This is a genomic window from Bradyrhizobium sp. OAE829 (genome assembly GCF_040546575.1).
Lineage (GTDB): Bacteria > Pseudomonadota > Alphaproteobacteria > Rhizobiales > Xanthobacteraceae > Bradyrhizobium.
The window spans coordinates 4,145,417-4,167,287 of the sequence record NZ_JBEPOE010000001.1; the positions used below are offsets into that span (position 1 = coordinate 4,145,417).

The 21,871-nt window shown below is 59.0% G+C and carries 10 protein-coding genes; 1 reads left to right on the forward strand and 9 read right to left on the reverse strand.

Annotated elements, in window-relative coordinates; all coding sequences use genetic code 11:
• Positions 1 to 523 precede the first annotated feature (523 nt).
• The 6 genes from ABIE49_RS20075 to mblB all read right to left on the reverse strand — a co-directional run bounded on the left by ABIE49_RS20075 (position 524) and on the right by mblB (position 13,532).
• On the reverse strand, positions 524 to 3,685 hold the full coding sequence (locus tag ABIE49_RS20075; protein WP_192739090.1) for a sacsin N-terminal ATP-binding-like domain-containing protein: 3,162 nt from the start codon (positions 3,683 to 3,685) through the stop codon (positions 524 to 526).
• Positions 3,682 to 7,254 (reverse strand): DEAD/DEAH box helicase, encoded by a 3,573-nt coding sequence (locus ABIE49_RS20080; protein ID WP_192739089.1) that lies wholly within the window; start codon positions 7,252 to 7,254, stop codon positions 3,682 to 3,684. The genes ABIE49_RS20075 and ABIE49_RS20080 overlap by 4 nt, the downstream gene beginning before the upstream one ends.
• 81 nt (positions 7,255 to 7,335) lie before the next feature.
• Positions 7,336 to 8,613 carry a DUF2130 domain-containing protein gene (locus ABIE49_RS20085; protein ID WP_192739088.1) on the reverse strand — a complete coding sequence of 426 codons (1,278 nt, stop codon included), beginning with the start codon at positions 8,611 to 8,613 and terminating at the stop codon, positions 7,336 to 7,338.
• 246 nt (positions 8,614 to 8,859) lie between these two features.
• Complete coding sequence (locus ABIE49_RS20090) at positions 8,860 to 10,122, reverse strand: patatin-like phospholipase family protein (RefSeq protein ID WP_192739087.1); 1,263 nt, start codon at positions 10,120 to 10,122, stop codon at positions 8,860 to 8,862.
• Between the two features lie 9 nt (positions 10,123 to 10,131).
• Complete coding sequence (gene cap2-3 / locus ABIE49_RS20095; protein ID WP_192739086.1) at positions 10,132 to 12,402, reverse strand: anti-phage 6A-MBL system cap2_3 protein; 2,271 nt, start codon at positions 12,400 to 12,402, stop codon at positions 10,132 to 10,134.
• Positions 12,402 to 13,532, reverse strand: coding sequence for an anti-phage 6A-MBL system MBL-fold protein (gene mblB / locus ABIE49_RS20100; protein WP_192739085.1), 1,131 nt, complete (start codon positions 13,530 to 13,532; stop codon positions 12,402 to 12,404). The genes cap2-3 and mblB overlap by 1 nt, the downstream gene beginning before the upstream one ends.
• A gap of 145 nt (positions 13,533 to 13,677) precedes the next feature.
• Between mblB and ABIE49_RS20105 the strand changes: the two genes are divergently transcribed.
• Positions 13,678 to 14,601: a BrxR family helix-turn-helix transcriptional regulator gene (locus ABIE49_RS20105; protein ID WP_192739084.1), complete on the forward strand. Its 924-nt coding sequence runs from the start codon at positions 13,678 to 13,680 to the stop codon at positions 14,599 to 14,601.
• Between the two features lie 122 nt (positions 14,602 to 14,723).
• Here the strand turns inward: ABIE49_RS20105 and ABIE49_RS20110 are convergent, their stop codons facing one another.
• The 3 genes from ABIE49_RS20110 to ABIE49_RS20120 are packed head-to-tail and all read right to left on the reverse strand — an operon-like array spanning position 14,724 to position 21,851.
• Positions 14,724 to 18,065 carry a DUF499 family protein gene (locus ABIE49_RS20110; protein WP_192739083.1) on the reverse strand — a complete coding sequence of 1,114 codons (3,342 nt, stop codon included), beginning with the start codon at positions 18,063 to 18,065 and terminating at the stop codon, positions 14,724 to 14,726.
• 17 nt (positions 18,066 to 18,082) lie between these two features.
• Positions 18,083 to 21,001: a DUF1156 domain-containing protein gene (locus tag ABIE49_RS20115; RefSeq protein WP_192739082.1), complete on the reverse strand. Its 2,919-nt coding sequence runs from the start codon at positions 20,999 to 21,001 to the stop codon at positions 18,083 to 18,085.
• Entirely contained in the window at positions 20,994 to 21,851 is an 858-nt protein-coding gene (locus ABIE49_RS20120; protein WP_192739081.1) for an ASCH domain-containing protein, read from the reverse strand. The genes ABIE49_RS20115 and ABIE49_RS20120 overlap by 8 nt, the downstream gene beginning before the upstream one ends.
• Positions 21,852 to 21,871 lie beyond the last annotated feature (20 nt).

Genomic DNA, 21,871 nt, shown 5'->3' on the forward strand with positions numbered 1-21,871 from the left:
CTAGGGCTACAACGAGACCCTTAACGCAACGCCTACTATGAGGTAATTTCCTACGCCAAACTTCTCAGCGACGCTCAAAAACGTAATCACATCCTGTTTGACAAACTCAACCTGCCAACAAAGACTGCGTATCGATCGACGGTGATTTCCTTCCTGATGCTGTCCTTCGTCGCCGCTCGGTTATCGTAGTGATGTCGCTGGACGACCATACCGGTCTCTGCCGGGCCATAAGTCTGCGCGTTGGGTCACGGAGGTTTCTTCGAAATCAACTTCACCTTAAGAAGGCGACCTTGCTGTCCTACCATGCCGATACGATTCGGCAACTTGACTCATCTGGCCCGGGCTATCGAAGGTTATGGCGCCAAAGGTCGAAGGTCAGGCTTTACAGTGGAAGATTTCGGAGAGCCGTCCAGCGAGCCCCTGGTCGAAATGGCGTCTGCAACTTCGGCATCCGTGGCGTGAAATCGCCTCGAAGTTAACCTCCGAGATCGCTGAGGTCGGTGGGAGAGCTTTCGCGCGCTGATCAATCATCTGCATGCGTGGCTGGCGTACGGTCACCCTGATCAACCTCTATGACCTTCTTCAAATCCGCAATGTGGGTCCGCGTGAAGTAAATCGTGGCGTCTTCTTGCGCAAGAACAACTTCAAGCTCGTTGCCCGACAGCTCAACGAACATATCGCGCATGAATTCAGCGGAGCCGTTCGCTTCCTTGAACATGGCGGCATGATTGGGACAAAGCGCCAGATAGTTCTGGTAGTGTCGCTTCTTCAGTTCGGGCAGAAATTCAACCTTCTCGAAGTAGGCCGTGCCATCATCGAGCTTGAACGGCATCGGCCCTTGGCAGATCTGGCAGACCACATCGCCGTCGCTTGCGTATTGCTGACGAAGATACTGAGCAGCCTCTTCCTTGACCGCTTCGCGCCCGACCGAAACAGACCGCGTGCGCTCCTCCGTGATCCTGTCCGGCGCTGCGGAGGCTTGCGTGGCGACGCGCTCGGCGCGACGTTCCGGATTGGCGGGTTCATGCTCGGGCATTTCGACACCTCGGCAATCCTGATCGGCCAGAATCCGCTCTTGATCTTCAGATGGCAGGGCGGCAAAACGCCTCGCCCGCTCTAAGGTTGCATCGTCCGAGAAACCAAGCTCTACGGCGACGGCTTGCCGTCGGCGGTGTTCCTCTGACTTCTTCGCTACTTCGTCGCCAAAGTGAATGGCTTTCAGCCACAGCCAGCCAAAGTCGAAAGCAAAGCCCTCGGGAAGCAAATCGCGAGAGGCCTCTGCGGGACGGACAAAAGATCCGTTGCGCTGTGGCACCCACGGGCTCTTCTGTAACAGAAGGATCAGTGAAGATGGCGCTGTTCGGGTTGCGTATTGTTGGTTCGGTCGGTAGCGCGCGGTCAGGATCTCAGGCTCAGCCGCTCGGACAGTGTCCCAGATCACCTTTGCGCGAACGTTAGTTGGGCGTTCGAGCAGGCGTGATAGATTTTTTATGTACCAATCTTCATCGACTTCCGAGTTCGTTCTTCGGACAGACGCCCTATACCAGTCTGCCTTTAATTGGCGCTCGAAAGGATGCCCGTTTACTGTTTTCTCCTGCACAGCAAGCCTTATTTGCGCACCGACTGCTTCGATGAACTTAATCAATCTCTTGGGGGCAATGCCACAGTCCTGATAATGGCTGGCGAGCGCATACAGTTCTGCGTCTTCACCCATCGCATCGTAGTAAGCGCTAAGGCCCGTATCGAGATATGGTGCGTCGAGATAAACCTCGGAAGGCTTGCACCATTGGTCCTTGCACTCAAAAATGTAGTAGTCTTTGAACAACTTGGCCCGGTTGGGCTCCTTCTCCACAAGGGCGATGAACCGCTTCAGGTCCCTTAAATAGGTCTTCTCGTCTGGAATCTCGGCTTCCTTTGTATATCGCTGATCAAGGATGACCTCGATCTGCTCCGCCTCGCCGACAATCCGGACGCCAATCTCCTCAAGGCACTTTCTTGCATTGCTCTGCTGCACCTTGCTTTTGCCGGAGCTGTAGACGGCTGATTCAACGCGCGGCAGGACTTCATCGTGTTCGACACCATCGCTGGGAAAAAAGGATTTGTCGCCTGTACTGAAGCTGCCATCGCTGCGTCGAACGATCTGGCAATTTTTGAGACGGTACAAATCGCCTTCCGGCGCGAGCTCTGTGTAGAGGAGCGCATAGAACTGCTGGTGCCATTCCACGGGCTTTGAAGCAAGCCACGCCATGAAGTCCTGATCGGGCTCGGACGCATGGTACGGAGGATGGGAAAGATACCGCGTGCCCTCTGCGACTCTATTCGTCAAAAGCTCGACAAACTCCTCTATGCCCCAGTCCTTTATCGCGAGCGAACCGAGGAAGCGGTCGATGTTCGTATTCTTCTGCGTTGCCGCAACAGCCCAGCGCGGTGGCTCATTGTCGTAATCGACCAGATACTCAATATCGCCCTCGGCAAGGAGGTCCTTTAGCGAGGCCTTGGCCTGGAGCAGGTGTTGGGCCGGACCGTGCCCTTTGGCATGCGTCGGCGTAAGAGGCTTAGTGTTCATCGCCTCGATGAGGGTCTGCCGTATGGCTTCATAGCGCGGAGGTATCTGCTCATGTCGGTTGGGCAGCACGGCAAGGAATTCTGCCGTGAGCAGGCCATGGTCGCGAATGTCGTGCAGAGCCGCTGCCGCAAGTTCGGCAAGCTGCTCGAACAGCGGCAAATTAGCGGGTGTGTCCTTGATGCTGGCGCGGCTGAGTTCAGGCACGAAAGGCGCGTGCATATGAAAGCGCAAGCCTGACGTTTCTTTTTCGGCCGGAAAGTAGACTGCCACCGCACCCCGCGTCTCGGCGATCCTGAACTGCTTGGCCAGAGGCAGCTTTGCATCAAACCGCTGCACTGTCGGCAGGAGGTCGAGCGCAAAGGCGACCGCCACGCGTTGTCGTTCCAGCCCGGTAACCGGCCGGTCGAATTTCAGGAAATGCAGGCTGGATGTCGGCTCGCCGTTGCTCTCCTTGAGAACCTCAATGTGATTGTCGGAATGGTGAATACGCAAAATCTGACCAGATGCGCCTGCGCCGGTCTTCCATCCCACGGATTGCAAATGGGACAGAAAAAGAAGGGCAGTCTCAGCCAAGTTGCGCAGACCGTCTTCAACGTCAGCGTAGGCGTTTTCCTTTGGCTTCTTGGGATTGTTGAAGGGAAACTCGAATCGGGTCTTAGTCCCGAGATCGTGGCTGTGTTTAATCGTCGTTGGCAGCACCAGATCTTCGATCTTGAAGGAAAACGTGGGCGACCAGATGTGGGGCGTTTCAGAGTAGGCAAATACGGCCTTAAAGCCGACGCCGAACCGGCCGATTTTGTCGTCGTCTTGGCCCTTCGTTCCATCTCCGATATCGGTGATCCCGTAGATATCCTTCTTCTCAAAAGGACGGCCATTGTGCTCGAAGATCAGACTCGTGTCCGACAGAATGAAATTGGCGTCGTTGGCGCCCGTATCCTCTGCATTCTGCAAGAGTTCGTAAATAAAATGAGCACTGTCCGGATAGAGCTCTTCCACTATCTTCCGGATTCCTGTGTGCTTCTTCAAAACCCGCGCAAGGTCCTCCCTGTCGCGGCGCACCTCTTCAATGATGTCCTGCTCATGGCCGATGATCGCGCCCGCTTGCTTTGTGACGGTCATGCTGCGGCTTCCTGCGTCACCGCTATCGTCCCGAAAACGACCGGCGCTGTCCGGATGTCCCCGCTTCCCGCCGCAAGATTAAGCTCCTTGATACGACGGTTAAAATCGGCATTGGCGCGCGCCAGTTCGCTCTCCTTCATTAAACGGATTTTTTCATTGGTCGCCCGCGCAATCTGATCCTCGATGGTCTTGCAGCGCGCGCGATGACTGGCTGTCAGGCTCTGAACGCGGTGGTCCGCCAGTTCCCGGTTCTGCGCCATGTGGTTGGCTTGGGCTTCGGACCATTTCGCGTGGTGACGCCCATCCAGTGTATCGCATGCCGCCGCATCCGGCAGCGGCGCTGTGCCGGTCTCGCTTGCGGACTGCAACAGGTTGAACAGCGCCGCTTCAAGCTGCGGGTCGTCCGCGACAGCGACAAGAGATTCGTCCGGCTTGATGCCATGCTTCGTCCATCGATACAGGCCAAAATGATACGTTCCTGCTCTCACCGCATTGCTTTGCGCCGTGAGGGCACAGTATTTGGTCTCGGAAAGGTCCAGGTAGCCCGCAGCCTGGCGGACCAGCGGATGCACAACGGCTAAGTGAACGGCTTTCGGGTTTTCGGCGGCGGCTTCCTGCTCGAAGGTCACGGATAACAGCGGCTGCGCACCCTTGAGCCACTTCTCCCACTCGCGCGCGACTGGGTCGATTGAGCGCGGTAACCGCTTGTAGTCGTCGAGCAGCTTGTTTCGCGCTTCCTGACTAAGCCGCAAGGTCTTAAGCGGCTTTTCGCCCAGAATGTACTCCCCGTCGCCTCCGAGGCGCGCTACGAGATAGCTCGCAACGCAGCGCTGGATCGCGGCAGGCGAAAGCCAATAGGTCTCTGCGGCTGCGATATCATCCCGCCAGGACTGACTGGGCACATTCAGGCCGAACAGCTCTGACTGCTTTGATTCGAGCTCCTGCTCTTCGCGGACTTGGCGGATTCCGTTGTCCGCGAGCTGCTGAAGCCGCTGGGTGCGCTCTTCAGGCGTGAGCGTGAAGCTCTCGGCGATGTCATGCAGTTCCTGCGTGATTGTGCCCAAAATCTCCTCGCTGCCGCCCACCGCGTGCTGAAATACGCCGATACGCCACAGGCACCGCTGATAGATGTCGGCATCGACCGTTCCCGGTGTGATAAAGTTGATGATCGCGATCGCTTCGCTCTTTTGGCCATAACGGTCGATGCGGCCGATCCTCTGCTCGATCTTCATGGGGTTCCACGGCAGGTCGTAGTTGACGAGAAAGTCGCAGAACTGGAAGTCGAGGCCCTCGCAGCCCACCTCTGAAGAGAGCAGAACGTCGAGCGCTTGGCCGTCTTCCTTCGGCAACGCGAAGCGGCGGCGTAGATCAGCCCGCTCATCATCGGGGACATCGCCGTGAACAAGGCCGTAGCGTAGTCCAGCCCGCTGGGTGTGCTCAGCAAGGTAGCGAAGCGTGTGGCGGAACGTGCTGAAAACAAGCGCCTTGTTATTGGGAAGGCGGTTCTTTTCAGTAAGCGTCTTGATAAATGCCTCGACCTTCTCGTCGCGGGGATCGAGATTGCGCGCTTGATTGATCAGGTCTTCAATATCTTCGCGGACCTGGCTGATGAAATTGAGGTCGATATCGGCATCGCTGTCGCTCGCCTCCATCGCTTCGAGGCGGTCCAGTTTGCCGGCTAGGATTTCGGAGAGCATCGGTGCAAGCCCGTACAGACAGCTTGCTGCCTGCCGGCGAATTGTTGTCATCATGAACTTGACATTCTGCTGCCCGTGGCAGCGGCCGAGTATACGTGCGATTACGTCGAGCAAGCCGTTATGAAGGCGGCTTTGCTCGGCTGTGAAGTCGATCGTCACAGTTTCCGGTTTGCGCGTTGTGAACTCGCCTATGTCCCGGCGCCGTGTTCGGTTGATGAGAGGGCTAAAGGTATAAAGCTCTTCGATGGACCGAGTGAGCGCGACCCGGTCCGCATCCCCGAGACCGCTGTCCTGAAGCTTATCGTAGGCCGCTTGAAACGCCGGCGCCTCGCGAAGGAACATCCGTCCCCATTCGGTTTGCGCAACCTCGGCGAGACAATTGCGCGCCTCCTGCTGCCAGTCGGCTTTGGCCATCCGACAATGCTGGACAGCGCTGTTGATATGCCGGTTCGGCTCTGCCATCTGCTCAAAGCTGGCATGATCGATCACCAGATCGGGCCGCAGCACGTTAAGCAGAGTGAAAAGGTCCTCGCTGCCCAGCTGGACAGGGGTAGCCGTCAATAGCACGACCGCCTTGGCGTTATCGCAGAAGTACCGCACGCCTTGGTGAAGGAAGGTTTCGCTGTTGCGGATGTGGTGCGCCTCATCGACAATGACCAGATCGAATTGTGGCGGCGGATTGAGGTTGAGAAGCCCCAGGTCCTTCGCCCGTCCGCCCTGGCCTAAGACAAGGTCGGAGTCGAACAAGGAGAAAGGGAGTATGGCCTTCGCATACTGTTCGGGCCATTCGCCTTCAAGGTCTGTTTCCTTCAGGCAATGCCGAAGCAGCGGCCCGTCGAAAGCCGTGAAGTGCTCGTCGAACCGCTTCATCTCGGCGTACCATTTCCGCTCGGCGACCAGCGCCTTGGGACAGATGACAAGAACGGAGTTGATGTCCATCCGCGCTCGCAGTTCTTTAATTATGAGTCCCGCCTCGATTGTCTTGCCGACGCCGACTTCATCGGCAACCAACAGGCGAGGCCGATCTGCGCGGATGAGTTTGAGAACCGGCCGGTACTGATAGGGTACAAACTGCACTCGGCCGGACCGCAGCGAGAAGAGATTTGCCGTCGAGGGCGAGAGAATTTGCAGGCTGGTCAGATGCGCGTGCAGGCTTTTCACAGAAAGCGCTTCGCGCTCGTCCGTTTGCGCCGCAATCGCCTGCAACTGGCTTTCGTAATAGGTTGCCTTCGTGTTGTTCTCAAAAACTCTATACCGACACTCTGGTCCACCGGTGATGACCTCCAGAATCGGCATGTGGAGGCTTGGATTTGAACGCAGGGCGACGAGGTCGCCCACGTTAAAACCCGATAAAACGGCAGCCGGAACGACGTCTTTAGCCCCCGGCGCAGCATGCAAAGTCTCGTCAGCGGCCTTCGCAGCATGAGCGTTCCGGTCCGGAGTCATTGCCGCCAGCGCAGACGCCTTGACCGACTGGACGGCATCAAGTGAAACCGCGTCCGCGCTGATCATTTCAAGAAAGCGGCCGAGAGTGTCGGCATCACGATACACCTCGCTGGCCGGCATAGCCTCCGAAGACAGATGCGCCCACTTGTTCCGCACGGTCTGCAATTCCTTGACCCAACTCCTGCCTTCACGAGGGAAGCGCATAGTGTTCGAAAACTCGTACCAGTTCTGATCGAGCACCCGCAGCAATGCGGCAAAGTCGAGCTGACGTAGGGTTCTGTATCCGCGTTCCTCGACGGCGCGTTGCTGCTGAAAGCTCAACCGATCCACGACGTGCTTTTCCCACCAATCTGGCGACAGGGTGGGCATTTTCAGCTCCAGGAATTGAGCCAGCGCGGAAGTGGCTGCTCTTATCGCTTCGATCAAGTCGTCCCCTCCTCAGTGTTCCGGAGCTTAAATGCTAAATGCATTCTATCGCCGATATACTTCGTTGCATGTCAAGGCGGCTCAGACGCCGTCTTGTTGAACGCTCACCTCCAGCAATGGAACTTGAAGGCCTTCGATCTCCTGAAGGGCCCTACCCGCTATGCCCTGCAAGTCGCCGTACATTCCGACGGTGGACTCGATGACACTATGGATTTGTGCTTCGCGCTTTGCCCACAGGCGCATCATTGACTTGCGCTCTCTGTCAAGGTCAGCCTGCATATCCGAAAACTTCTCGACGATGGCTTCAACGCGATGCTTGAACTTCGGGCCGGTGAGGTACTGGTAGACGAGCTGCATCTTCGTCTCCTGCCCTTCCTGAACGTGCCTCACGCCGGAGATTTCGATTAGCGATTGGCGAAGTGCGACGGCAAGCGGGATAGCGAACTGAGCATCTGTGATCCAGATGCCGTCGATCGGTCCGAAGGTCTCAATCTCCTTCGGAAGCGCGCTGGAAACAAGGATGGCTATTTCGGCGCCGGAAGCGCGCTGATCAGCGCGCAATTTGGCAAGCCAGCCGTCTGTCCAGTTCTTTGTTCTCTTGGTTTCCCAGAGGATTGATCCGCAGGCTTGACCAAGCGTTCCATGTACACGCTGCGTTACATCCCCGCCGAATTCTCCTTTGCAAACCGGCTCGATGGTGTCCCAGGGGAAGTGAGATCGAAGCGTTGCTTCAAGCTGGAGTTCAAGGACTTCACCCTGCAATTGTTGCGACCCTTGCTCTGCCTTACGCTTCAGATCATCGATCTGGCGTTGCATCGATGCAATTTGGTGCTCCTTCTCCGCGACCTTGAGCTTCAAGCCTTCTTCAGCTTCCGTCTTTGCCTTCATGCGGATTTCGTTGATTGAATCCTGGACTCGCTTTTCAACCGTGAGATCGAGCTCGCGCTTCGCGTCGTCCAGCTCGCGCTGCTTGCGCAGCAACTCGGCTTGCGCCTTTTGCGCTTCCTGCAGCTTCGCATCCCGCTGCCCCAGGAGAGCCTGGAGGTCGGCAACTTCTCTTGATTTTGATTCAAGATCTGCAGCTGCGGCTACCTGAGCTCTCTTTGCTTCTTCAGCGGCTATGGCCGCCCGCGCCACTTTCAGCCTCTCCGCGACCTGATCCTCAATCGATCGCCTGGCTTCCTCAATCTGCCCCAGCTCCGTTCGCAAGGCGGCCTCGCGCTTGGCAACGTCAGCTTCCTTGCGAGAAAGTTTCGCCTCATATTCTTCGCGTGTCGCCCTTATGAGCGGAGCCGCAAGCGACTCCGTCAGCTTGATCTCGGTCGAGCAAGACGGACAGGTCATTGTTGGTTCGGTCATGGTCGCCCCTATGAAATTCAGCTACTCATAATGAGTATAGAAACTATACGGATATAGTTATGATGTCAATCGCAGCTGTATCTATGCGGGCATGATTCTAGCGGGACGTGTCTCGCGGGGTACTACGACTCCCTCGCCTACATCTTTGGCCGCTGCCGCGGACCGTGCGATGAATCAGTCGGAAAAGCCGGCTGGAAAGCCGCGCGTCCGCCAAACCAGTTCACGTTGCGTTGTGTGCTTCGGGGGCTAAGGCGAGCAAGCGATTGAGGCATGCCGCCGTCCTTCGTTGTCTTCACCTGCTTCCGCAGAAGCCCCGGACGGTGGCTCGGCCGCCAGCTCCGGGGCATGCTCCGCGATCAGCGCCTTGGTCAGTTGCTCCCCGCGCCTACCGAGGCGCTCGATCCATTCTTCGCTCATCGCCGAGAAGTCGGTGGGATAGGCATAGGCCTCCTCTCTCGTGACCAGACCGGGAGGCCGGTGCTTGAGCCTACTGTCATCCTGCCCGAGATAGGGAAGGACGACGGTGCGCAATTTGCCTGCGCCGCGCAGTTCGAACAGCCGCTTCATCGCCGCGTTCTGGGCCCGGTCGTGGATGCAGGCGATGGCGCTCTTCAGACGCGCGATCATGAACTGGCTCGGCGGGTCGTGGCGCAGCCCGTATCCCGCCCGGCAACAGATGATCGTGTCGACCGGCTCCACATTGAGGCTGATGGACGGATCGCGGTTCGGCCAGAGCGGCGCGAGCCCGAGATTGTCGTAGACGCCGCCGTCGGTGAGATTCACGCGCTCGGAGCGCCTTGTGCCGTCGCGCTTGTCGAAGGGCAGCTCTTCATCGAGCGCCGGCAGGAACATCGGATAGGCCGCCGAGGCAGTCACCGCATGCGCGAGCGTGATATCCGGACACGCCAGCCGGCCGAGCCGCCAGGACCCTGAGTCGTTGGGGGTGAAGTAAAACGCCGAGCCCGTGCGCAACTCGGCGGCGTTGACGATTAGGAGCGGCCTTCGGCCTTGCAGGTCGCGGAGGCGCTTCCCTTTGAACAGCTCGTCGTCCATTGCCCTGCGCAATATCGTGGTGCGGCTCGCAAAGCGGCGGAACGGCAGGTGCCAGGTATCCATCTGCCAGCGGGGCCGCACCCCGGCGGGCAGGAGAAACGAACCGAGCCACAACAGCCACGTGAACACAACGAAGAACAGGTTGGCGTTTCCGACGAGCATGCCGCAAAGAACGGCCTTCAAACCCTCCCCTGTCCGGAATGCCGTCCGGATCGCGGGGCCTGCGAGCCCACGCGCAAGCGCCGCGCGTACGCGCGCCTCGAAAGCCGGGAAAGGCTCGTCGTTCGCCGCATAGAGCGCGCCGATGACGCTGCCGCCCGAGACCGTCGACAGGATCTGCACCCGTTCAAGGATTCCGAGATCGTTGAGGGCGCGCAGGCAGCCAAGATGAAAGGCCATGGCGCGCGCGCCGCCGCCGGACAGGGCAAGGCCGATCGTCGATTTCGTCATCTGCATCCCTACCCCTCATGCCGCGCGTCGCTGCGGCAACCGCTCCGCCTGCTGGTCGACGAAGATCACCGCCAGCTCGTGTTCCGCGGCGATCAGCATCAGCGCCGGCATGGAATCCATCCCCATCAGCGCCGCGAGCCAGTCGATCTGCTTGCCGTCGACGGCGCTTGGCCTTGCCGATGAGCGCGGCGGATGCGAATGCCATTCGCCGACATAGCGCACCTGCCCAGCCGTGCGCCGGCGCACGCTGTCCATAAGCTCCTCGACGCCGTCGACTCCGCGGACGAAACTGCCCGGCTGCTCGTCGCTGTCCGGCGGCGCGGCGGAGGCATCGACCAGGTGAATGCACTTCGCGGGAATATCGACGAGGCCGAAGAGAACGCCGCCGGTCTCGGACGGAACGCGGGCGTCGCGCATCGCGCGGACGCGCCGCACGAGCCCCTCGTCGATGGCGATTTCCCAAGCGCCCGCCTGGAAGCGCGCGACGGGTTCGGGTGTCATCGTCTCGACCCTGACCCCGCCATCGGGCGCGAGAGTCCAGATGCGGATCGCCGCCGATTCACCGTCGATGGCGGCAGTCAGACCGGAAGCTGTCAAGCCGCTCAGGATTGCCGCCTGCGATTGCGGAATCCGGTTGGTGATGGCGCGGCACGCGCCGGTGTAGGCGATGGTTTCAGCCGGCCTGCCGAGATGATCGGCAAGACGCTCCGTTCGCAGCACAAGCCCAAGATATTGAGCTTCGAGGTCGCGCAGCGTGAGTGCGCGATACGCGGGTTCTGCGAGCAGCACGGCCGCATCGCCTGCCGGGTTGAAGAACACGCTCGCCCGCCGGCCCGGCGCCGCATGGTCCGAGAGATGCCGCGCGGCGACCACGGAGGCCGTCGCGTCGATAATCAGGTCCGCGCCGCGAAGCGCGGTTTCAATTGCGGCGCCCTTGTCTCCTGCCGCGAAGAGATTGGCCGGGATCGCCGTCGCGCGCGGTGGCCCGGCAAGAGTGGCGTTGATGTGGTCCGCGAGAATTCTCGCCTTGGGGCGGGTCACCGCGTCTCCCCGTGCAACGTGTCGCGCAAGGTTGTGCGGCAGGAGCCGGTCATCATCGACCACCGTCCAGCGAAAGCGACCTTCGCGCGCAAGGGCATCGGCGACATGCGAGCCGATGGCGCCCGCGCCGGCGAGAATCGCGTTCCTTTCGTCGGGTGAGCTGCGGCCCGTGAGCCGCGCCGCGAAGTCAGCCTCGAATGCGAGATGCACTTCGGCGATCTGTACCTCTATGGCCGCGATAGTCGCCTCGTCGGGAGTCGTCCCCCCGATCATTCTTACGTAGCCGACCTTTCCGAGTCCCTGGGACGGTTGCGCGATGCCGAGCGCCACCGCGATGTCGCCCGCGCTGCGCGCGGTGACAAAGGCGCGGTGATCCAGCCCGTCCTGCTGCACCCCGCGCGGCGAGACGATCGGCATTTCCACGATCACGGCAAAACGGCCATTGAGACGCCATGCCGCGGAAGGTCCTTCGGCAATCCAGGCGCCAAGCCGCGTCCTGAGATCATCGAATAGATTGATTCGGCGTTCGCCGAGCATCGCCGCAAGGCTGGCAAGACTATGAGGCGCAAACTTCAGGCGCTTCATGTGCTCGGGCGGCACCTTGTAGGTAACGATGCAGAATGGCTCGGCGGTGGACGGAAGTTCGCCCGGCTCCGCTTTGCGTACGCGCAGAATCGCGCCGTCGCCCGGATCATGCTCGGCGATAAGGTCCTGCGCCTGGCCGGCATCGAGCACCGACCGGGCAATGAAGAAACTGAGAGGGCTGCCCATCAGCACCGGGTCGAGCGGCTGGCGGGCGTCGTGCAGCTCGCCGCGCCCTGCCCGGCGAAACCAAGACACGATCCGCTCGATCAGTTCCGCCGGCGTCCACGTCAACCGCGCCTCGGCCCAGGGCCGATCGTCGATGCAGATCGTGGCCGGGAAGCCCTCGGGCACAAGCTGCTGGTGTTCGGTGTCGGGAAAGTCCTCGCGCAACATCGTGACAAGGGGCTGCGCGTTCTCCCGCGCGAATAGGACACCGACGCGCTCGCTATGCAGGATCGGATAGACGGGTCGTTGCGGCGCGCCCGTCAGAAGATTGAGAATGACGAGTTCCTGCCCGCCGCGGCGGCGGCCTTCCACAAAGGCGCCGGCGGGCGCGCCGTAGCGGCGCATAAAGTCCGCAACGGCTCCGGCTGCCGCATGGCGGAAACCGGAGCCGTCGATCGTCTCCTCGAAGGTGGCCAGCCAGGATTCCATGGTCATCAGCCGGCCCGCGGCGTGCTCGCTGCGGCGAAGGTGCTGACCATCGGCGCCGCGATGATCATCGCGATCCCGTAGGCGGTGATCTCATAGCCAAACGGTGCGGGCCTTGCCCTCGACGGATACTCCATCGTGACCGTGAACTGGCCGCCGATGTTGCTCGTTACGCGGCGATGGTGATTGGCGGCCTGCCGGTGAGGCGGCTGCACGTCATCATCTTCCTTCGATCCCTTCGCCGGGATTGGCCAGCTGGGCGATACGATGATTCCGCCGCTCCGTCCCTGCGTTTCGAACAGCCACTTCACGTTCGGGACGGCCTTGGTCTCATCCGTTCCCCGGTCCGGGCCGAGCGAGAGATACGAGCAATGGTGGGGGAGCTTCATTAAATCCCAGAGCAGTCGGTCGTCGTTGCCCTTCCCGCGCGTTACCTGCACGATCGTCGAAATGCTCTCGTAATCGACATCCGACCCGAGGATCGCATAGGTGTCGTTGCCGCCCTCGCGGAACGTCACCTGCATGACGATGGAGTCCTGGTTGCGGTCGATCACCGTCTGCTCGTCCTGCCGCCAGCCGAACGGGCTGTGGACGAAGAACTCGGCCTGCGCCGGCCCTTCCTTGGTGTAGCCCGGCACGAGCTTGCCGGCGTTGACGATCAGATGCTTGCGGCTTTCGACGTCGATGCCCAGCTTCGCAAAGCACTCCTTGAGACGTTCGGGACGGGAAAACACCCGAACGCCCTTGCCTTGCTTCAGCCGGTGAATGGCCTCCGCGCGCACCAGCCGCGCATCGCCATCAAGGCCCTCCTCGCAGATCGCCGCGGCAGGCACCCAAAGCTCGGTAATGCGGACGCGGTCGTCGTCCTGGTACACCTTCGCATGCTCAAGCCAGAAGAATTCACCGAAGCCGCAGCAGTGGTCGTCGTCGAGGTGGGTGATGCAAACGGCATCGTAGTGATTGCGCCGCGCCTTCGCCAGATCGCGCCGGAGCGCCGACGGGAGGTCGCAGCGAAGGTCTTCATCGTCGTCAGCGCAGCGCATGTCGGCGTAGTCGACCAGCACCTTGCGGCCGTCTGCGAGGTCGAGGCGGAGCGTATCGGCATTGCCGAGAGGGAAAAAGTGAAATTTCGCAACCATTTGGGCAGTCTCCATGGATCAGGCCCGCGGGCCTGTTGTGGGTAACTCGGCTTTCGCCGTTGACGATTCTCCGTCTGTTAGCTAAGAAACTATACGGATCGCCTTTCGCGGTCAATATAGTTTCTATCCGTATCTACAGGGTCTCATGGGCAAGGAAGCAGCCGATCTGCGCTGGGGCGTTGAGCAGCGCCTCGAATTCATCGAATTCCAACTCTTCTGGGAGGGTCGGCTGAATCGGGCCGACATCACCCGCTACTTCGGCGTCTCCGTGCCGCAGGCTTCCAAGGACCTGAGCCAGTATCAGGAACTGGCGCCAGATAACGTCGTCTATGACCGCAGTGAAAAGCGGTATTTCGCGGCAAAGAATTTCACGCCGCGCTTCCTGAAACCGGACCCCGACCGCTACCTGTCGCAGTTGCGAATGATCGCCGAGGGCGCCGTCAGCCGTGAAGAGAGCTGGGTATCCCGCCCTCCTCCGTTCGAGACGCTCCCGATGCCGCGCCGCCATGTCGATCCCGAAGTGCTGAGGCACACGCTCGCGGCGATTCGTGAACATCAGGCGCTGGAAGTTCGGTACCAGTCTTTATCCGGAAGCCGTCCGCAGGCGACGTGGCGCTGGATATCGCCCCATGCGGTCGCTCACGACGGGCAGCGCTGGCATGTCCGGGCATTCTGCCACATCGATCACTCGTTTAAAGATTTCCTGCTGCCCCGATTCTTGAAGACGCGGGCAACCGCGCCGGCGGAAGCAACGCCTGAGCGGGACGCGGTCTGGAATGAAATTGTAACTGTCGCGCTGAAGCCTCATCCCGGCCTGTCCGATGACCAGAAGCACGTCGTCGCGCAGGATTTCGGGATGAAGGGCGGGCGCATCGAAATTAAGACCCGTCTTGCGCTTCTCTATTATCTGCTTAAGCGGCTCAATCTTGATTTCTATGAGGAGAATCGGCCAGCCAGAGAGCAACATGTTGTTCTGGCCGATCCAGATGATGTGCGCCTAGCACTGCGACGGGCCCAGGCGCCTGGACTCGCGGAGCCGAACGCACACGCGGCGGGCCGCGCCAATTAGAGGAAGAATTGCCAAAGGGGGTTAGCCAAAAATGGAATTTTCGAGAATTTTACCGGAATTAGTTTTCTATGTAACCACCTGATTACATTTATGAAGTCGCTCTTATGAACGTCCGTGCCGTTTCACTCCTCGAACCCAGTCGATTCCGCCTTGAACTTGAGCTGCCGGGCGTTGTCCCTCACCACGCTCACGTCGTTGTCAGCAAATCCCTCGTCAGCCACCGCCTCGATCTCCAGCGTTAGCTTCACCTTCGCTCCCTGGGTTCGCTGAAGCTCCATGACGACGGCGTTTAGAACCGCGTCGAAGGCCTTCACCGGTCGCACCATATCGAGTTCGATCGATCCATAGAACCGGCGGGACTTGCGGGGCTGCGCAGGCACCGAGGGACTGTCGGATGGGCTCGGTGAGCCCGTTGGTGCATCAGGCGCTCCGGCGGGTGCAGGGTGGTCAGCAGCTGCCTTCTCGGCGAGTTGCCTCTTCGCGGCGGCGTCACTGACCAGCACCGCCGTTGAAGGAAACGGCTGGGGCGGGTCCTTCGCCCAGATCAGTCCACGATATTTTCCACTCGTCTCGTCAAATCCGTCGGCGTAACCGAACTGAGGATCCAGCTTTGCGACGGCATCCCTGATTGACGTTTCCAGGACCACGCGATCACGCAATTTCGGCATATAAACGTAGGACGCAAACCAATCGGTGAGTTCCGATACAGGCAGTTGCTCCTTGTCCTCTGGCCAGATCGGCTTCAGGGCGTGCCAAAGGCGTTCCGTCCCCAGCTTCTCCAGCGCGATTCCGTCCGCCTTCGCCTTATCGTAGACAACGGATGGAATGGCGGCTCGGTCGCGCGACGAGATCAAGCTGTGCTCTAGTTCGAACGCCCTGCCCGCTGTTTCGCTCTTAACGCCGTAGAGGACATGGCTCCACGCACTACGAACGGCCTTCTGGGCAGAATCCCGATTTGTCCTTGCCTTATCCTCTGCGTCTGCAATCTGCGCAGTCGTCATGGCATCGTGCAGGCGTTTGTCCTCGACAATTTGCTTCCACGCCATCGCCTTGCGCATGACGTCTCGGGCTGTTCCGAGGCCGGCTTCGTCGGCCGCCACAAAGACGAGCGTATTTCGGAACCGCCGTTGGGATGAACGACAACGCATCAAGGCGTCGCTCGCGGCATCCGTCGCGCCCGATTTCGAGGGTCCCTTTCCAGCATGGGGCGTGGCAGGAGCGAGTATCACGAGAGCCAAGGCCTGGGCTTCGTCAATCGTCACCGGGTCGTCCGGTGCCGCGTGGACGCGATCAAATCCGCCTTTGGTAGACGCATCCTTGCGAAGGACATCGGCAATGGCCTCGTCGACGTCATGATCTGCTAACGCCTTAGCACGATCATCCGCGAGACGATTCAGCGTGGGCTGCGTCGAGAACCAATAGCGACCGGCTTCTTCATAGAGGTAGGTGGCTCGCTCGCTAAGTTCCCGAAGCGCCTCCCCGAAGATGGCAAGCTGATCCCCAGGTTCGGCGCACGCCAGCCGAAGACCTTGACCGGTAAGTCCTGCATTTGGCTGCCCCACCAATGGCGCTGAGCATAGAAAAACCGCCCGCGCGGAACGAGTGGCTGCTCGCAACTGTGAAATCCTGCGTGACGGATTTGCTTCCATCCGGTTGGGTAAAGAACCGTCACCATCGACTTCCTTGTCAACCACGGAACCGAATTGGGGATCGAGCGGATACAGTACGCTTGCGCGAACACGCTCATGCGCCACGGGAATGCGGGCTGGCGTGATCATCGGATCATGTGTTTGTGAGTGCCAGAGAACACCTACCACATTGGCCATGAAACGGAGAACGCCTCGTGTTCGCTGGAATTTCTCTAGACTTGCCCAATCTTTCGATAACCGATCGAAAAGCTCGGGGTGAATTGGGTAAGAAAGACGCAATAGCTCCAGATATCGCTGCTCTTTCGCTTCTGGCGGAAACTCCGCTGCGTTCTTCTTGTACAAATCGTGGAAGGCCTTCACGGTCTCTTCCCGCGCCTTCTCTCCTTCGGAGTCGAGCGCCTGAAAGAGGCGACGGCGAATGATTTCGTAGGTCTCATCACCGGAAGCTGGCAGCCATGGCGACTGCACACGACCAAAAACTTTCTCAAGTCGCCGCAGTGCGGCTTTTCCGCGCTCGCCTCCTGCCTCAGCATCGCTTTCCGGCAAAGAACCAATAATCAAAATACCAGGCACCATCTTCGCTGCTTCAGTCAGCGATTGAATGAAGGACAAGAAGGCTTCGAACCGATCATCATCAAGTTGTCGGGCAAACATCGTGAGTTCGTCGAGAAGGATAACGCTCGGCCCGGCAAGTTTGAAGACTTCAACCAGAACTCGCGAGCCCGGGCTGGTCCGGGCCGCCTCGGCCTCAGCGACGAGCGCCAACCCTTTATCCCCCGCAAGTCGCCAAGCTATGTAACCCCAAACTGTGTGAACTTTGGGTCCCTTGTCTATCTTCAAACTCACATCTGGCCCGTCAGCCGAGCCCACGAAGACCGCTATCTTAGGCTTCGGCAACGTTTGTGCACCGACCTTCTCCACGATCTCGGCCACTCCCGCTAGACGACCGGGGTCACCACCTTCACTGAGATGGCGCGCCAAATGAAAAATCGCGAGCATCGTGTGGGTCTTGCCGCCACCGAACGACGTCTGAAGACCAATCACAGGATCGCCACCAGTGTCGCCCAGACGCTGCACCGCCGAGGTTAGCACCCTCCGCAGTCCTTCAGTTAGGAACGTGATGCCGAAGAAGTTTGTGGGAGTAGAGTAAGCGTCGCTTGCGTGACCCGTATCCACCGCAAAAAGGTCCGCAGCGAACTCAGCCTCTTTGAATCTGTTCGCGATCACATCTGGATGAGGCAGCGCAACTTCAATCCAAGGCTTAAGCGCCTTGCCTAAACGGTCCTCAGGCGGATTCGCTTGCGGCAAAGTCAACGTAGCTTGGGTAGGCTTGGAGGCCGCAGAAGGCGGGACGGTCGCATCCGGGGTTGGTGCTCTGGCCAATCCCGACTGGCGTTGCGCATCGTACAACTTCTTTAGCTCAGCAACCTCAGCGGCCGGCGCTTTCACAAGCTTGAGAAGCTGATGCATAGCATCGATGTATCGCAACGCCTCATCATCCTGCAGGCCAATGGCGAGATGTGAGATGGCGTTTCGTGCTTCAAGTGCCATGGACGCGAAATTGCGCGCTTTGTGTTTGTCACCACGACCAAACGCATCGTCAAAGGTCTCGCGCCACCGATCAATCATCGTCTTGACGAGACCGTACGCATCCAGCGGAGCATTTGGCGCCCCACCGGAAGCGCGACTTGCATAATTCAGCCAGCCTGCGCCATGAACCGTCTTCATGCGCGCTTCAACGAACGGAGCCAGTCCCCTTTGAAGGTGATAAAGGCCACCTTGAACTCGTTGCAGCGTTTCCTTTTCGGCCGACATACGATCCTCCCGCCCGATCAAAAGAGTTCCGCCTGTTCTGCTACAGGTGAAGGTCGCGCGTCAGCCGTCGCTGCAAGATCCTCGAGCTTTGGCCATTCCTGCGCCAGCTCATTATAGATCAGCGCTTCGGCGGCCCACCCCTTCTGCGTAGCGATTTCGAACAGGCGATAGGCAAGCGCCCGAGCTTCCGCCGCCTTGGAACCCATCCCAGCAACAAGCTGTCCCGCCGCCGTTCCACCACCATCCTCCGCGCTTAGTACGCGAGCAGTATGCTGAACGCACTCCCAAACGGTGAGAGACTTGTCTGTGGCAGGTGTCCAACCCTTCGGTAATTCGTCGCGCGGTGTAAGCGCCGCTTTGCCCCTCAAATCTTTGAACACGCCAGTTTCAAAGAGCGTGTCGGAGGCAATGTTCTTGGCATTGGCGAGTGTAATAAGCTCACCGGAGGCTCGCGCGTCAAAGCCGTAGGTCGCAAACCAAGCGAGCGCTACCTGTGTTTCCGCATCGAAGGCGGCATCAAGCTCCTGATCAATTTCCTCCCAGACACGATTGATCAACGACAGCGCCGTCTTCACCGGCATAGGATTGTCGTCATCCTCAAGCACCTTGGAATAGCGCGTAAAGATGCCCATACCGGGCCCGATCACTGATTGCTGCATGTCCACCGGGCCGACGCCAGCCCGTCGAATATCTTCAATAGCCTTCGGCATTTCGCGTTTGAGCGCACGAATGAAATCCGCGCGGATTATGACTGAGGCGGACAGAGCGCGCTTTCGGCAGACCAAGACGATTGAAGAGGCGAGAGCATTGGCTCCCTGGCCCACCATGCGAGTCGCCATCTCTGTGCGCAAGGGCCAAGTGCCGTCAATTCCTAATCCAGCATCCACAATTGCTTGTATGAAGGAGGCCCAGCCTGCAGAGGTAACGCCATCTTCTGCGGCCTCAGATTGTTTGAAAGCATAATAGACGACCAGCGGCTGATCGTCAGACGCTGCGTCTTGCATCGCTTTGAGCGCGTCGCCCATGCCTTGCATGAAGAATGTCTCAGCTTCGCTCTTGCCTCCATGCCTAAAGGGAGCCGCAACAAGCTCATCATCCCTCGGCACCGTCAGTCGGCGAAACTCATCTGGCCATATGCTCGATACCGATCTCCGTAGCCACGGATAGAAGAATGCAGAGAGTTCCGCATAAGCAATGTTGTCATAGTATGGTGGATCAGTAGAAATAACGACAGGCCGAGCAGGGTACCCGTTCTTCTGGGCGGCAAGAGCGGAAATGCTGCCAGGAGTGACATTCGCGAACATGAGACTATTAGCGGCCATTTCATAGCACGATGAGAAGCTTCCAGTCGCGTCAGCGAAGAAGTTGGGCTCAGCAAAGTCCCAAACCATTCCGAACGCCTGTCTACCGAAGGCGTGCTGCGCCTTTTCTCCGACAGCATTCCATCGAACTAGGCTGTTGCCGGCCATTGCTGCCCGATCAATAGCTAAGCCCAGATAAGTAGCGATAGCATCTGCATAAGCGGCGGAGCCGCGACCGCCGCTACGAAGACGTTCTGCGCTGCTCGCTAGGCCGCCAGCCGATGCGTCCAAACGAACTCGTTCTCTAGTAGAGTCAATCAACTCTACAAACGTGTTCAAGGCAAGCAGCTGTCTTGCTGTGAAAAGGTCTGCCCAAGTCCGGAGTCCGTAGGCGGAGCATACTCCGCCTGTTATCATCGCGCGGGTCGGAGTGGACTCACCAAGGAAGGTATTTCGGGTATCGCCAACCTGAGGGTAGTTATTAACGTCTTTTGCAATTTCCTCGACCGCATTTTCGGGGCTTATGTAGTGTCGCCCTCGTCTTCCCTCTGCAACGATAGCCATCAATCTCTGGCCCAATCGATTAGACTTCCCTTCGATCTGCGCGTACTTCCGGTCGATCGCAGATCCAGTCAGAACGCAAACAAAGGCAGCCCCTTTAGCCGATTTCGTACCCTTCTTAAGGCGCTCCTCGTCAGACTTCGACAGTGCGCCTGTCCGCACTTCAAATCTCCAGCCGCTAGGAGCATTCGGGTCAATTACCGCCTCGACCCAAGCCTTCTTTCCCTCTTTGGTCGATAGCATAAAGGTCGAGACCAAAGGGACCATCGCGCCCTTTGCCGCAGGATCGGGCGAGCGTACCGTGCGGGCCCAAATCCAAGCGAGAACGGTGGCTTCCGAGCCGTCAGTCAACGTTGCTTTCGGATAGAGATGACCAATACGTCTTTCGGCTTCGTCACGCATCCACTGGCCGTAATAGCGCACGTCCTCGGCCAGACCTTGCGCGCCCTTCCAGCCACGAAGCGAGCCATTCTTTGCCTCATCACGAGAAATCGGATTGATCGGCTGACAACCGGCAAATGTCGGAGGGATCTCTACCAGCGCCTTCCCGATGAGGACCGCGACCGGATTGAGATCCGAACCATACGCGCGAAGCCCCAGGCGTTGCGCTTCCAGTGGAATAGAGCCTCCACCAGAGAATGGGTCATAGACCGGAGGTGCATTGGTTTGCAGATACTTGAGGATTGCCCCGCCATCGCCTTTGGGCGGCGGCTCTTCGCCGAGGCCCCATGCGACTGAACGCGCGATTTCCCAGCGTGCAGCGTTCAGGATCGTTTCATTGTTCAAAGCGTCCCACGGCACCATCGCCTCGATGACGCGATGTAGACGTCGCCGTTCGATATCCTGAGCTTCCTCGGTTTGGAAACGATCGGGCCAGCTTGATGGATCATCCACCAACTGCGCGAACAACACCGCCCGGCACGCCGCTAACGGACGCCGCGCCCACCACAGGTGCAAGGTAGACGGATGTCCGTGCCTAATCGATTTTTCCCGAGCCGAGGCTACGTTTATTGCCTCAAGGGGAATAGAAACTTCGATCAGCTTCTTGCGCACGCGCTGCGGTATGTCAGCCATTGGCCTCTTTCGATATTTCATAGCAGAAGTGGCTGGTTTTCAGGATACAAACCACGTCGCCCTCTACGACATCCGCTGCAGCGAAAAACTCGCCAACGGCACTCCGCGCCCGCAAGATTCTCTTTGTACGGTCAATATCGGTCTCGATTGCCTGACCGGGCCTGAAGGTCACCGAAATCGTCCGCGCAGCTGATTCGAACTTGTTGTTGCCACCAATGACTTCCTGAGGAAAGAAATCCAGCGGCAAATAAATATGATTATTGCGGATATTTCCGCCGGTGACGGTCACCTTTCTTATCTCGTCAGACAAATCGCCTCTTCCAACAGCATTTTCCTTCAAAGCGCGCTGCGGGAGAGTAAGGGCCTCATTCAAGGCTACCGTGTGCGACCGCATCGAGCCAGAAGGAAGCTCGACCTTCTCCGGTGTCTCGTGCGCCATACAAGGCTCCGAGCTTGGGGTCTCTTGCTCAAGTTGAGCGCTAACCTGGGCCGCTACATTCTCTTCAAGGCTGACCCAGATTACCGCTCCATAAGGATGCTTGTAAGGAACCGGAGAAGCCAGACGACGTCCCTTGGTCAGCACCCATGGGGTTCGCCAGCCATCTGAAAACGCCCGTGGTTGTAGATTCGGAGGAACACAGTGCTTTGGCTCAGCTTCAGCGTATGCCTCGGGGGATTCGATAATCGGAAGCGAATCGACAATCTCGGCTGTCCCCACGACAGTGCCGCTGCCCTTGCTAATCAAGGCGACAGGTCCTCGATAGCGACAGGCAGCCTTGCGCATTTCCCATGTTTTCTCACCCGTGAGAATGAGACTGACATATGGCTCCCGAATTACGATTGCTTTCATGCTCAGCGTTACTTCCCTTC